Below are 13,864 nucleotides of genomic sequence, written 5' to 3' on the forward strand. Positions count from 1 at the left end.
TCACTGCCTCATTAAGTCGTTAAATCATAAATACAAACACAACGCCAAGTACAGTGATAGCAAACGCAATTGCATAACACAGGAACTTGACCAGTGAACCAGTGTGGATTTTCAAATCATGCATACCGTGGTGAAGACGGTGCATACCATGCCACATTGGCAGCGCCAGCGTCAGAATGACAAAAATGCCACCAATAAAGCTGCCGGCAAAATCCGCCACTCTGTCATAGCTGAGTGCGTCCGCATCCAGAATACCCAGCGGTGCCAAAACACCAAGTACAAGGATTGTGACCGGTGAAATTATGGCAAACCAGGTACCACCAGCACCAAACAGACCCCACCATACCGGCTCGTCGGAACGTTTTGGATGTTGATTAATCACAGTCTTCTCCTTATACCAATAGCAATACGATGATTGAAATCACGACAACCGCTGCCCACTGACCGCCAACAATCAGTTTTGTATCAATCTCTTTGCCGTTCAGTTTGATTGGCATGACTTTCGGCAGCATGCCGAAAAATGTATGCGCGTGGTAAAGTGACCCCAGCAGCGCAAGAATATCGATAATGATGACAACCGGGTTAGACATAAATGATAACCAGCTTGCCCAGGCTTCCGGGCCCTGTACCAATGCACCCAAACCAAACGTCAGGAATACCGTAAACAGGAGCAGGGGTAATACCGTTCCTTCACGTAACATGTAAAAACGGTAGAACGGATTGTTGTTCCACCAGGTCCGTTTCATTTCTCTTACATAAGGCTTACGATTACTCATCTTCTTATGACTCCTGTGGTTTTAGCATGGCAATCACAAAGTCTTTTGATGACTCAAGTTTGCCCTGGTTAACTGCTGCTGCAGGGTCAACGTGTTTCGGACACACTTCAGAGCAGTAACCGACAAACGTACAGCCCCAGACACCGTTTTCACCGTTGATTATATCCATACGCTCGGCCTTACCGTTATCACGGGTATCCAGATTGTAACGGTGCGCCAGCGTCAGCGCCGCAGGACCGATAAAGTCAGGATTCAGACCAAACTGAGGACAGGCTGCATAGCAAAGACCACAGTTGATACACGCCGCAAACTGTTTGTAACGGGCCATCTCTTCCGGTGTCTGCAGGTTAGTGCCGTCTTCCGGTTTGCGGTCGTTACCAAGAATGTAAGGTTTAATGGCTTCCAGACGCTCGATAAACGGAGTCATGTCCACAATTAAGTCTTTCTCAATCGGGAAATTCGCCAGCGGCTCAATCTTGACACCATTCGGATAATCACGCAGAAACGTTTTACACGCCAGTTTCGGTACGCCACCAATCATCATGCCGCAAGAGCCACAAATGGCCATACGACAGGACCAGCGGAATGACAGGTGTTTGTCCAGATTGTCTTTGATGTACATCAGCGCATCCAGAACCGACATGGTTTCATTGAATGGCACTTCGTACGACTGTAGATATGGTTCAGCATCCTTTTCAGGGTCATAACGCAGAATATCTACCTTTTGCATGCGTTGTGGGGTCATTATGCCTTCTCCTCTGCGCTTTTTGCTGCCGCCGCTTCTTCCGCTGCTGCTTTTTCTGCTGCATCACCATACAGACGCGCTTTCGGTTGCGATTTGGTAATCGTTACCGGACTGTAGTCAATCTTCGGTGCGCCCTCTGGGTTGTAAAAGGCCAGCGAGTGTTTCAGATAATTAACGTCATCCCGTTCCTGACAACCTTCGTCTAAACGTTGGTGTGCGCCACGGGATTCGTGACGGTTAATCGCAGAGTGAACCATTGCTTCTGCAACATCTAAGCCATAACCCACTTCGATTGCATAAAGAAGGTCAGTGTTAAATACATTGCCTTTGTCTTTGATGCTGATTTTTTTGTAACGTTCTTTCAGCTCAGCCAGTTTGTCGATGGTCTGCTGCATCAGGTCTTCCTGACGGTAAATACCACAACCGGCTTCCATGCTCTGCCCCATCTCGGTACGGATGGTTGCCCAGTTCTCGTCACCTTCCTGAGTGCGGAGCGCCTCAATACGGGCTTCCACTTCTTTTACCTGTGCCGCGATTTTCTTATCATCCCAGCCGGCAAACTTGTCCACGTGTTTCACCGCGCTTTCGCCCGCAACCCGGCCAAGTACCACGAATTCCGCCAGTGAGTTAGAGCCCAGACGGTTAGCGCCGTGCAATCCGGAAGACGCACATTCACCCACCGCAAACAACCCTTTAATACGGGTTTCACACGCCGGGTCAACTTCAATACCACCCATGGTGTAGTGAACCGTCGGACGAATTGGAATCGGCTCTTTCGCCGGGTCTACGTTAACGTACGCTTTGGCCAGCTCACAGATAAACGGCAGACGCTCTTCCAGGTATTCTTCACCCAGATGACGAAGGTCCAGATGCACCACATCACCCAGTGGGTGCTGAATGGTGTTGCCTTTCTGTTGCTCATGCCAGAAAGCCTGCGACACTTTGTCTCGCGGACCTAATTCCATGTATTTGTTCTTCGGCTGACCCACCGGTGTTTCTGGTCCCAGACCGTAGTCCTGCAGATAACGGTAACCGTTTTTGTTCAGCATGATACCGCCTTCACCACGACAACCTTCGGTCATCAGAATACCGGTACCCGGCAGACCTGTCGGGTGATACTGAACAAATTCCATATCACGCAGTGGTACGCCGTGACGGTAAGCCATCGCCATACCATCGCCCGTAACAATACCGCCGTTGGTGTTGCAGTGATACACACGACCCGCACCACCGGTTGCCAGTATGACGGATTTGGCTTTGATGATGACCATCTCGCCTTCTGACATGTGAATAGCAAGCAGACCCTGAATTTCATCGCCGTCAACCAGCAGGTCAACCACAAAATATTCATCAAAACGTTTAATTTGTGGGTACTTCATTGAAGTCTGGAACAAAGTATGAAGCATGTGGAAGCCGGTTTTATCCGCTGCAAACCAGGTGCGTTCAATTTTCATTCCGCCAAAACGACGTACGTTCACTTCGCCGTTTTCTTTACGGCTCCATGGACAACCCCATTGTTCCATTTGGGTCATCTCGCGGGTTGCGTTTTCAACAAAATATTCCACAACATTTTGTTCACACAACCAGTCGCCACCGCCAACCGTATCATTGAAGTGGTTATCCAGTGAATCTTCTTCTTTGATGACAGCCGCTGAGCCGCCTTCCGCTGCAACGGTATGCGAACGCATTGGGTAAACTTTAGAAATCAGAGCGACTTCCAGGTTTGGATTTGCTTCGGCTGCTGCAATCGCTGAGCGAAGACCGCCGCCACCGGCACCAATGACCGCGATATCTGTGGTAAAAGTTTGCACAGTTATCCTCCAGTGAGTAATAGAAATTGTGTAGTGTAAATTATCACTTTTATTGTTCTTATATATCAGTGTTGTACACCGAAAAAAACGTGATTGACTATATTGTGGGTAGTCTAATACTGGGAATAGTAAGAAATATTGATTTTGCTTATTTTGTAACTATCTAAACCTTTTGTAACTTCTGTAACCCAAAAAATACGTTCCAAAAACTTGTTATTTGGAAAAAAAATTCGTTCTGATCTTGTGTTTTTTATAACCGGGGAATTTTTCATCGTTGTCAGATACCGTTTTTTAGGGGCATGTGCTAGTTATATAAGGTAGGTATCTGTGATGGAAAGGTAGGGGATATGGATAATAATCATATTATTTTGAAGCGTGGTGACATCACTCAGTCGAATTCTGATGCGATCGTTAATGCGGCAAATGTGACGCTGCTGGGTGGCGGTGGGGTCGATGGTGCCATTCACCGAACGGCCGGTACCGGGTTATTGAAAGAATGCAAAGCATTGCCTGATATCGATGGCGTTCGTTGTCCGGTTGGGGAGGCACGGATAACCAAAGCGGGTCGTTTAAAATGTCAGTATGTTATCCATACGGTTGGACCGAATTATTTTTCGGACTCAAACCCGCCTTATCATCTGGAGCAGGCCTACCGCTCATCATTATCACTGGCATTGCAGATGGATTTATCAAGTATCTCATTTCCTGCTATATCCTGTGGTGTATATGGCTATCCTCTCGAAGAAGCGGCTTACATTGCGCTGATGACCTGTTGTGAATCGCAATATAAATCGCTGCAGGTATTTTTTTATTTGTTTGATCAGGCCTTATTCGATATTTACGACAATACATACCGACAACTTAAAAACTAAAAAAAAGGAGCAACGCCTCGGTGTGGAAAGTTACTCCTTTGGGCATTTGAGCCTGAATTAGCCAAAATCACCCGAAATATATCGTTTGGTACGTTCGTGTGTAGGGTGGGTGAATAACTGACGGGTTGGTGAGAACTCGATAAGTTCCCCAAGATACATAAAGGCAGTGTGATCCGATATCCTCATCGCCTGTTGCATGTTATGAGTGACGATCACGATAGTGTAGTCTTTTCTCAACTGAGTGATGAGTTCTTCAATCGCAGATGTTGCAATGGGATCGAGTGCAGAAGTTGGCTCATCCATAAGAATGATGGATGGTTCAAGGGCGACCGTTCTTGCAATACATAAACGTTGCTGCTGCCCACCGGAAAGCCCTGTGGCATCATCGTGAAGTTTGTTTTTAACTTCTTCCCACAAATTTGCCGACTTAAGTGCAGATTCCACTTTTTCCTTGATTTGAGATTTACTTAACTTGCCGTCCAGACGAAGGCCAAAGGCGATATTTTCAAAAATCGACATAGGGAAAGGCGTCGGCTTTTGAAAGATCATGCCAATTTTGGAACGTAATTCGTTCAGGTCTTTGATAGTTAGAAGATTTGTGCCATCGTAGTTGATTTCGCCTGTTGCAAATTGCTGGTTATACAAAGAGTAAATCCGGTTCAGACAGCGTAATAAGGTTGATTTACCACAGCCTGATGGGCCGATAAGGGCCGTAACCTGTTTTTTAAAAATTGGTAATGTAACGGATTTTAGTGCAGGTTCTGCATGTTTGTTGTAGTGGAAGTTAAGACTTTGAATATCTAGCACTACATCTTTTTCATCAATAACTTCCTGCGTGGACTCGAACTGGTTTGATTCAGGAATGTGTAAAACAGCAGATGTTGCTGATGACATTGCGTTTGTATTCATTTTCTTTTCACCGAGATTAATTTTGGTAAATGGGTTGCCCCTAAGTTAATAAGTAGAATAAACAGCGTAACGACAAGGGCTCCGGACCATGCCAGTTGTTGCCATGACTCATAAGGACTCATGGCATACTGATAGATAGTGACGGGCAGGTTTGCCATCGGAGAACTCATCGAAGTACTCATGAAATTACTGTTAAGGGCGGTAAACAATAATGGTGCGGTTTCTCCGGCAATTCTTGCTAGAGAAAGTAAAATGGCGGTAATAATGCCGGGGGCAACGGAACGGTAGCATAGATGAATAAGGACAACCCAGTTTGCCGCTCCGATACCTCGTCCGGCTTCTTTCAGTGATAATGGTACAAGACGTAACATTTCTTCTGTTGAGGCTATAATGGTCGGAAGGGCCAGAATCGCGAGAGCGACTGTGCCGGCCCAGCCGGAATACCCCCCTGTTGGTACCACTATAATGGCATAGACAAACAGACCAACCAGAATGGAAGGCGCACTGACCAGAATGTTATTCAGAAAGCGAATAGCTTGTGCTCCAGGATGATTTTTCTCTTTTTCCGAGAGCCATGTTCCAGCCAGAAGACCTATCGGTGTGGCAATCAAAATGGCCAGAAATGTCATATAAAGACTACCAAGGAACGCATTTTTTAATCCACCATGACTTCCCGGTCCCGGAGTGATTTCAGTGAACAGAGCCACGTTTAAACCTTTTAAACCCTCGCTGATCAGCGTCCATAGAATACTGGCCAGTACCAGAATACCGAGAGCCGCTGCAAGAATACATAGCCAGTAAAAGCATTTGTTTTTAAATTTTCTTATGGTCATTTTTTATCTCCCACAAGACGGTTTGCTATTAGCATCACGATGAAGGTAATGACAAACAGGAGGACACCTAAGCCAAGTAGTGATGAAATATGTATGGAATTTGTCGCTTCATTGAATTGTTGTGCAATGGTGGAGGCAATCGATGTTGCCGGCATGAACAACGATGCCTGAATTCGGTTTGCGCCGCCGATTACAAAGGTAACGGCCATGGTTTCTCCCAATGCCCGGCCTAACCCGAGAATGCAGGCGCTGACGACTGCTCTTTTTACACTGGGTAGTAGCACTTTAGTAATCACCTCGTACTGGTTTGCTCCAATACCATAAGCGGTTTCTCTCAGTACATTCGGGATGGATGCCAGCGCTTCTTTTGTCAGTGACGTGATGATAGGGAGTATCATAAAAGATAAGATGATACCTGCACTCAGGAGTCCGACTCCGATAGGCGGGCCTGAAAACAGCGCACCGATGACAGGCAAATCTCCCAGATGTTCACTGGACCAAACCTGAAAGTTATCAGAAAACCACGGGCCGAAAACAAACAATCCCCACATACCGAAAATAATACTGGGAATGGCGGCCAACAATTCAATTGCTTTTGCAACCGGAGTTCGTATCCATTGAGGGGCGAGCTCAGAAAGGAAAACAGCGATACCAAGAGAAAGTGGGACGGCGATAAGGCAGGCAATTAAAGAACTGACCAGTGTACCGTAGATGGAAGCTGCTGCACCAAAGATCCCCTTGATTGGGTCCCATTTATCATTGACGATAAAATTGAAACCAAACGTAGAAAATGCCAACTGACTACCACTGATCAGAGAGATAATCAATCCGGCAAGTAATACTAAGACAATCAACGCACTAATTAAGCTGATTGAATTAAAAATATTATCTCCACGATTCATATTTGTTGTATTACTCATACATATTATTACTCATATATATAGTTGCTTAAATAAAGTGACCACACCAATGGTTTGGGTGTGGTCTTGTTGAGTTAGGTCCTAGTTATAAAACGGGCTGACCATTTGATTTTAGGTTGTTTTTCCATGTTTTATTTACTAAGCGGACAACAGACTCTGGCATTGGAACATAATCAAGATCTTTTGCCATTTCAGGGTGTTGATAGCTCCAGGTAAAGAATTTAACCATTGCTTTTGCTTTATCAGCATCTTTCTGATTTTTATGCATCAGAATGAAAGTCGCTGAAGTCATAGGCCAGGTTGTTGCTCCTGGTTGATCATTCAGAATAAGTTTGAAGCCAGGAGCGTGTTTCCAGTCCGCATTTGCAGCCGCAGCCTGGAAGCTTTTTGCTGTTGGATTCACAAATTTGCCAGCTTTATTTTTCATCTGAGTGTAAGCAAGGTGGTTTTGAGTCGCATAAGCGTATTCAACATAACCAATTGAGCCTTTTGTACGGGTTACATAGTTTGCAACACCTGCATTACCTTTACCGCCGATATCGGTTGCTGCGCTTGGCCATGTGATGTCTTTGCCTACACCAACATTGTTTTTCCAGTCGCTGCTGACACGAGCAAGATAGTCAGTAAAGTTGAAAGTAGTGCCTGAACCGTCAGAACGGTGAACAACATAAATTGGAAGGTCTGGCAATGAAACACCAGGGTTCAGCTCACCGATGCGCTTGTCATTCCAGTTTTTAACTTTACCCAGGTAAATATCTGCCAGAAGAGAGCCAGTCAGCTTGAGCTGACCTTCTTTTATTTGTGGGATATGAACCACCGGAACGATCCCGCCCATTACCATTGGGAACTGAATCATACCTTCTTTATTAAGTTCTTTGACATCCAGTGGTGCATCAGTACCACCGAAATCAACAGTCTTTGCTTCTATCTGTCTGATACCGCCACCTGAACCAATTGCCTGATAGTTAATTTTTACACCTGTTTCTTTTTGGTAGGCTTCAGCCCATTTTGCATATACCGGATAAGGGAATGTCGCACCGGCGCCATTTAGTTCGTTTGTTGCAGAGAAAGCATACGAAGAAAGGCACAGAGCAGCAGAAGCAAGTAAAACTGTTTTCGTGAATTTCATGGTTACCCCAAAAATAGATAATGTATTTATGTAGTGAGTGAAGAAATTGATAGGTTCACGCTAAAAATTTTGAATGACAGTTTTATTACATTCCGTTACATGAAAAGAATAATTGGGAATATTTATCTGAAATGGTTAATTATGATAAAAATATTTATCATATTGCTATTTTTACTGTGAATAACTGTCATTTAAGGCATGTAAATTAAAAATAATTATGTATTTTTTTTGTCATAAAAACGAAATATCATAGAAAAAACAGAATATGGATTTGTATTAATAATGAATTCTTTCTTTTCATTCAAGCTGCAAATAATAACCACAATTATCTATTTTTTTATTGCATTTCTGATTTTTCTGAACAGACATGTTGAAAAAAAAGATTTCACATATAACTCATTGATTTATTTTGCGGTTTTCAGTCTGTTTCATGGGTTGGCTATTTCAACTGAGCATTTTTTAGACTTCTACTATACCCTCGATAATATCAGGTCCGAAGTTTCCGTATACTTAGCAACGCTTCACTCTTTGTCACTGATAAGTCTTGCTTTATGTATTGTTAGCGTATGGACAAAAAATTTACTGGCATATCGTTTTCATAAGTTAATATTGAGTCTGTTTTTCGTACTGATTTTATTTGTCTCATATATAGGGGATATCAGCAGCCAGCACCTTATTATTTATATTTCTATGGTGTTTTACAGTTTGTCTGTTTGGATTAAGACGGATCGAAATGGTAAAGGTAACCAGCAGACATGGTATGAAAGCTATTCATTTCCTCTGGCATTGATGGTTTGCTCCGTTTCTTTGCTGATGTCTCCTTATACATTGTCTGAAAAACTTTACCTGCTGGGGTCGGCCGGATTTTTACTCGTAGTTGTTTATCAGAAACTGCGGTTATATTCTGAAGAATCTAAACAAATGGCAAGTGATACTCTTCAGTACCAGTTGCATGAAGTGCACCTGAGAGAGCTAGGGGAATGGAGTGCTGCCCTTGCCCATGAGATGAAGACGCCTCTGAGTAGTGCATTACTGAGCAGTGATATGATCGTCAGACTGGCAAAAGATGATGAACTGATTTTGGATCATGCTGTTCGCATGAAAAAGAGTATTCAACGGGTTATCGGAACCTGTCAAAGTGTGCTGAACTATTCACAAACGCTGACACCGGATAAATCGGAGTTCCTCATTAACGATTCCATCGAAGAAGCATTATCACTGCTGCATTTCCGATTAAAAAATTTTTCAGTTTCCCGTAAAATTCAGCCTGATTTAACGGTGTTTGGGGATAAGAATTTATTGCTATCTGTGTGGAGTAACTTGTTGAGTAATGCCATTGATGCCTGTGAAGAATCAGAGGTGAAATACATAGCGATAGAAGCCTTTGCCAGTCAGGGGCTCATTCACATTAAGATTATGGATGAAGGTGAGGGTATCTCTGTTAATAATAAAGCGCTGATAGAGGACGCTTTCTTTACTACCAAACACGGTAATAACGGAACGGGTGTTGGTCTGAATGTTGTGTCTAACATTCTGAAATCTCACCGGGGAAGTTTGCACTTTGATGATAAGTCTGTCGGTGCATGTGCTCATGTCGTGATTCCGGAGAATATTCAATGAAAAAAGTACTCATTGTTGAAGATGATGATTCGCTTCGTGATAGCTTATGTGCGGCACTGGAGTATGAAAATTTTGAAGTCGAATGTGACTCCAGTGTTGAAACGGCTCTGGCACGTCTTAAAGAAGAAAACTTTGATGTTATTTTATTAGACATCATGCTGGGTGAAATTTCGGGAATTGACGGGATTACATTATTTAAATATCTCCAGCCCGGTGTTGCGATTATTATTATGACTGCTTTCGCAACCGTGGATCTTGCTGTAAACGCCATGAAAAAAGGGGCAGATGAGTTTCTGACAAAGCCATTTGATATTGATACTTTAGTAGTGACGTTAAAGAAAGTGGTTCAGAAGTATCAGCCTAAGTCGGTAAAATCTGAACGTGATGATGATCTTATTTTTAGTGCGCTGGCGAACCCCATCCGTCGTTCCGTGATTAAGCAGCTACGACTGTATCATCAGGTTAAATTTATGGACCTTTGTCGTTTGGTTGATGTTGATGATCACACCAAATTTAATTTTCATCTTAGGCAGTTAGTCAACTGTGGTATCGTAAAAAAACTGAATCATAAAGAGTACACACTAACTGCGCTGGGGAAAGATATTTGCTCCGGTGGTTTAATGGAATTTTAACTGGACATTTTTACGAAGCCGGTTTCCACGGGACTTAGCTACCTGGAATAATTTACTTATATATTTCATTCTATTAGCTTAGAATGAATCTATGAGTATCATAAACCAGAGGTGGAAATGGCGACGAAAAAGAAAAGTTGGGTGACAGCCGCTGATGTTGCCCGTCATGCAGGGGTTTCCCGATCTGCCGTTTCCCGAACTTTCACACCAGGTGCGTCTGTCTCCGAGCATACCCGGGAACTGGTGATGAATTCAGCCAGAGAGCTGGGATATCAGGTTAATATTATTGCCCGGACAATGACGAAAGGGAGCAGTAATTTTGTTGGGATAGTGACCGCCGGATTTGACAACCCTTTCCGGAGCAAGTTGCTTGCTCCGTTAGTTCATCATCTGGCATTACAGGGGTTTATGCCTCTTTTGATTAATGCCGATGACCCGCAGCAGCTTGAGCCTTCATTACGTCACTTATTAAGTTATCATATCGCCGGCGTTATTTTGACATCCGGTGCCCCTCCTTTGTCTCTTGCGGAAGATTATCTGGCAAAAAAAATCCCTGTTACGTTGCTTAATCGCTACGCAGATTTACCCGGAGCGGATCTGATTTGTAGTGATAATGCACAGGGAGCGAGTTTAGTTGCAGAGCTTTTTCTGGCTCAGGGGCTTAAAGAGATCGGTTTTATCGGTGAAAGCGAAGTTAATTTCAGTTCATCGCAACGTTGGACTTTTTTTAGTCAGGCTCTGGATGCGGTTACTCCCAAAGCTTATTTTTGTCCGGACAGTAGCTATCGTTCAGGCTGGGATGCCGCTGAAAAACTGTTAAACAATGATTCATCTCTGGGGGGGATATTCTGTGCAACCGATATGTTGGCCATGGGAGTCGTCGATTATATTAAGAATAATTCGCAATTTTCCCACGTAAAGATTGTTGGTTTTGATGATATTCCCCAAGCTTCTTTTGATGCTTATCAACTTACGACTATTCAGCAAGATACTGACAGTTTGGCGAAGTTCGCGGTAGATTCGCTACTAAAAAGAATTTTTGATTTTTCCCGGCCATCAACTCAGAAGGCGGTACCTGTCAAATTAGTTTTAAGAAAAACAGCGTGATTAGCTTAATTTAGTTTCTGAGTTCATGGTCACAGAATTTCGTTTATTAAGCGCCCATATTAATCAGTATTCTTCGGTATATTTTTTTTGGTTTGAATTTGCACACGCGTGCAAATTCAAACTTAAGTTTAAGTATACTCTTTTTTTATTAATAATTGCACACGTGTGCAATAAGGTTGAAATATGAAAAATTTAACAGATCAGGATATTGAAGAACGATACCGGTATGCCTGCGAGGTAGCCGTTGAAGCCGCAAATTGTGGGTTTAAGTTTTACCAGCAACGGGAGAGTCTTGTCGTTGAACATAAAGGTGATGATTTTCAGGATGTTGTAAGTAAAGCAGACCGGACAGTTGAAGATTTGACCCGGACAATGATCAGCAGCCGTTTTCCTGATGATGATTTTTTAGGTGAAGAAACCGGAGGGGGTGATGAAAGTGCATTATGTACCTGGGTTGTCGATCCGATCGATGGTACCAGCTGTTTTCTGAATGGATTGCATAACTGGTGTGTGTCCATTGGTATTTTAGTCGCGGGTCAGCCAGTTGTGGGTGTGGTTTACGATCCAAATCATCGTGAACTTTTCCGTGCCTGTAAAGGAAAAGGTGCGTGGGTGAATGATAAACCCATGCGTGTTCATCCGGGAAAAGACGTGAAAGATGGGGTTATGGGTGTTGGAGTTTCACACCGTGTGACACCTGAGACATTTGTGCCTTTTATCGGGAATCTGCTGCACAAGGGCGGCATGTTTATACGAAGCGGTTCCGGCGCTTTGATGACAGCCTGGGTTGCAGCCGGAAGGCTGATTGGATATTACGAACCTCATATGAATGCGTGGGACAGCCTGCCGGGTCTGGTTCTGGTTGTTGAAGCCGGAGGCGTAAGTAATGATTTTTTGGCCAATCATGGTCTGCTTCAGGGGAACCCTCTATTGCTGGCTAACGAGACAATATTTGCACAGTTGAGCGATATGATCACGCAGCGGCTGGAATAACATTGTCATTATAATCTGAGACTCACTTTACTCTGATACCCTACAATGCCGGTTATAAATAGAGTACATATAAGCGATAAATAAGACTCGAAATTGGCAACTATCAGATTAAGTGTTCTATTACTAAATGGGGTAACAATTATGTCTGGAGTTGTGAATTTTTTCAAAGCTGCGGCTCCCGCAGCAGAAAATAAAACATTTAATCCTCAGAAATTTATGTTTCTTCGGTGGAAAAGTTTCCTTGCTATGACGATAGCTTATGTGACTTTTTATGTCTGCCGTCTTTCTTTTACGGTGGCTAAGAGTGCTCTGATTGATATCGGTATTTCGCCGACAGAATTAGGGATGATAGGCTCCGCTTTATTTTTTGCTTACGCAATCGGTAAACTGGTTAACGGATTTCTGGCGGACCATGCGAACGTTGTTCACTTTATGGGTTTTGGCCTATTGCTCAGTGCGTGTATGAACCTGTTGATGGGCTTTAATACAAATGCTATGTGGCTGACTTTGTTCTGGGGCATCAATGGCTGGGCACAGTCAATGGGCGCTGGACCATGTGTTGTGTCGCTGGCCCGGTGGTATGGCTCGAAAGAGCGCGGAACCTTTTATTCTCTTTGGTCTACGGCCCATAATGTTGGTGAAGCCGTAACTTATATGGGAATTGCTACGGTTGTAGCGACTTACGGTTGGAATTTAGGCTATTTTTCTTCTTCTGCGTTGGGCGTTATCGGGGCGATTGTTATATTGCTCTTTATGTGTGATTCTCCACAAAGTGCCGGCTATCCACCAATCGGAGTTATTCGTAATGAACCTCAGGATGAGATCGAGCAACAGGGCCCGGTTATTAAAAGCCAGTTGTTATCTTTGAAAAATCCTGCATTGTGGGTGATCGCTATTGCTTCCGCATCTATGTATATCGATCGGTACGCGGTCAACTCCTGGGGTATTTTCTATTTTCAACAAGCCAAAGATTATACCACTATCGAAGCATCAGCCATTGTGGGCGTGAATGCCATCGCAGGTATTGTTGGTACTATTATCGCAGGCGTTTTATCTGACCGTTTTTTCCCTCGTAACCGTAGTGTTATGGCAGGGTTTATCAGCTTAATTAATGTTTGTGGTTTTGCTGCCATGTTGTTCTTACCTAAAAATTATTATACCGACATCATTTCCATGTTGATTTTTGGGGCAACGATAGGGGCTTTGACCTGTTTTCTGGGTGGCCTGATTGCGGTGGATATTTCTTCTAAAAAAGCCGCGGGTGCCGCCTTGGGTACCATTGGTATTGCCAGCTATGCCGGAGCGGGATTTGGCGAATTTATTACTGGGGTGATTATTGATCATACTTCGTATATTGAAGCCGGAAAAACCTTATATAATTTCCATTCTCTTTCCATTTTCTGGATTAGTAGCGGGCTGCTTTCTGCTCTTATGTGTTTCATCGCTGCCGGAATCGTCGCAAGGCGCAATGTGCTGACAGAGTCCAGTGTCACCAATTAACGTATGGTTCAGGACAA

The 13,864-nt window shown here is 43.7% G+C and carries 14 protein-coding genes; 6 read left to right on the top strand and 8 right to left on the bottom strand.

What is annotated here, in order from left to right; translation table 11 throughout:
• Positions 1 to 19: 19 nt before the first annotated feature.
• From frdD to frdA, 4 genes are read right to left on the bottom strand one after another with little or no spacing between them, the layout of a single operon-like run.
• Positions 20 to 382, bottom strand: coding sequence for a fumarate reductase subunit FrdD (gene frdD / locus LRQ06_RS20010; RefSeq protein WP_232767104.1), 363 nt, complete (start codon positions 380 to 382; stop codon positions 20 to 22).
• A 10-nt stretch (positions 383 to 392) separates the two neighbouring features.
• Entirely contained in the window at positions 393 to 776 is a 384-nt protein-coding gene (gene frdC, locus LRQ06_RS20015; protein WP_232765958.1) for a fumarate reductase subunit FrdC, read from the bottom strand.
• Between the two features lie 4 nt (positions 777 to 780).
• Positions 781 to 1,521 (bottom strand): succinate dehydrogenase/fumarate reductase iron-sulfur subunit, encoded by a 741-nt coding sequence (locus LRQ06_RS20020; RefSeq protein ID WP_232765959.1) that lies wholly within the window; start codon positions 1,519 to 1,521, stop codon positions 781 to 783.
• On the bottom strand, positions 1,521 to 3,332 hold the full coding sequence (frdA, locus tag LRQ06_RS20025) for a fumarate reductase (quinol) flavoprotein subunit (protein ID WP_232765960.1): 1,812 nt from the start codon (positions 3,330 to 3,332) through the stop codon (positions 1,521 to 1,523). Before frdA ends, LRQ06_RS20020 begins: the two co-directional genes overlap by 1 nt.
• A gap of 347 nt (positions 3,333 to 3,679) precedes the next feature.
• On the opposite strand from frdA, the gene LRQ06_RS20030 reads away from it, so the two are divergent.
• Positions 3,680 to 4,204: a macro domain-containing protein gene (locus LRQ06_RS20030; RefSeq protein WP_232768804.1), complete on the top strand. Its 525-nt coding sequence runs from the start codon at positions 3,680 to 3,682 to the stop codon at positions 4,202 to 4,204.
• Between the two features lie 57 nt (positions 4,205 to 4,261).
• Here the strand turns inward: LRQ06_RS20030 and pstB are convergent, their stop codons facing one another.
• The 4 genes from pstB to pstS all read right to left on the bottom strand — a co-directional run bounded on the left by pstB (position 4,262) and on the right by pstS (position 7,995).
• Entirely contained in the window at positions 4,262 to 5,113 is an 852-nt protein-coding gene (gene pstB / locus LRQ06_RS20035) for a phosphate ABC transporter ATP-binding protein PstB (RefSeq protein WP_308218843.1), read from the bottom strand.
• A complete protein-coding gene (gene pstA, locus LRQ06_RS20040) occupies positions 5,110 to 5,946 on the bottom strand; it encodes a phosphate ABC transporter permease PstA (protein WP_232768805.1) in 837 nt (278 codons plus the stop codon). Before pstA ends, pstB begins: the two co-directional genes overlap by 4 nt.
• Complete coding sequence (gene pstC / locus LRQ06_RS20045) at positions 5,943 to 6,866, bottom strand: phosphate ABC transporter permease subunit PstC (protein ID WP_232768806.1); 924 nt, start codon at positions 6,864 to 6,866, stop codon at positions 5,943 to 5,945. Before pstC ends, pstA begins: the two co-directional genes overlap by 4 nt.
• Before the next feature lie 85 nt (positions 6,867 to 6,951).
• Positions 6,952 to 7,995, bottom strand: coding sequence for a phosphate ABC transporter substrate-binding protein PstS (gene pstS / locus LRQ06_RS20050; RefSeq protein WP_232768807.1), 1,044 nt, complete (start codon positions 7,993 to 7,995; stop codon positions 6,952 to 6,954).
• A gap of 705 nt (positions 7,996 to 8,700) precedes the next feature.
• Between pstS and LRQ06_RS20055 the strand changes: the two genes are divergently transcribed.
• From LRQ06_RS20055 to LRQ06_RS20075, 5 genes are all read left to right on the top strand, one after another.
• Positions 8,701 to 9,615, top strand: coding sequence for a sensor histidine kinase (locus LRQ06_RS20055; protein WP_232768808.1), 915 nt, complete (start codon positions 8,701 to 8,703; stop codon positions 9,613 to 9,615).
• Positions 9,612 to 10,247, top strand: coding sequence for a response regulator (locus LRQ06_RS20060; protein ID WP_232768809.1), 636 nt, complete (start codon positions 9,612 to 9,614; stop codon positions 10,245 to 10,247). The genes LRQ06_RS20055 and LRQ06_RS20060 overlap by 4 nt, the downstream gene beginning before the upstream one ends.
• A 117-nt stretch (positions 10,248 to 10,364) precedes the next feature.
• On the top strand, positions 10,365 to 11,354 hold the full coding sequence (locus tag LRQ06_RS20065; RefSeq protein ID WP_232768810.1) for a LacI family DNA-binding transcriptional regulator: 990 nt from the start codon (positions 10,365 to 10,367) through the stop codon (positions 11,352 to 11,354).
• 183 nt (positions 11,355 to 11,537) lie between these two features.
• Positions 11,538 to 12,347: an inositol monophosphatase family protein gene (locus LRQ06_RS20070; RefSeq protein ID WP_232768811.1), complete on the top strand. Its 810-nt coding sequence runs from the start codon at positions 11,538 to 11,540 to the stop codon at positions 12,345 to 12,347.
• Positions 12,348 to 12,488: 141 nt separating this feature from the next.
• Entirely contained in the window at positions 12,489 to 13,847 is a 1,359-nt protein-coding gene (locus LRQ06_RS20075; protein ID WP_232768812.1) for an MFS transporter, read from the top strand.
• Positions 13,848 to 13,864: the final 17 nt, after the last annotated feature.

The sequence above is a fragment of the Vibrio salinus genome (genome assembly GCF_021272385.1).
Lineage (GTDB): Bacteria > Pseudomonadota > Gammaproteobacteria > Enterobacterales > Vibrionaceae > Vibrio > Vibrio salinus.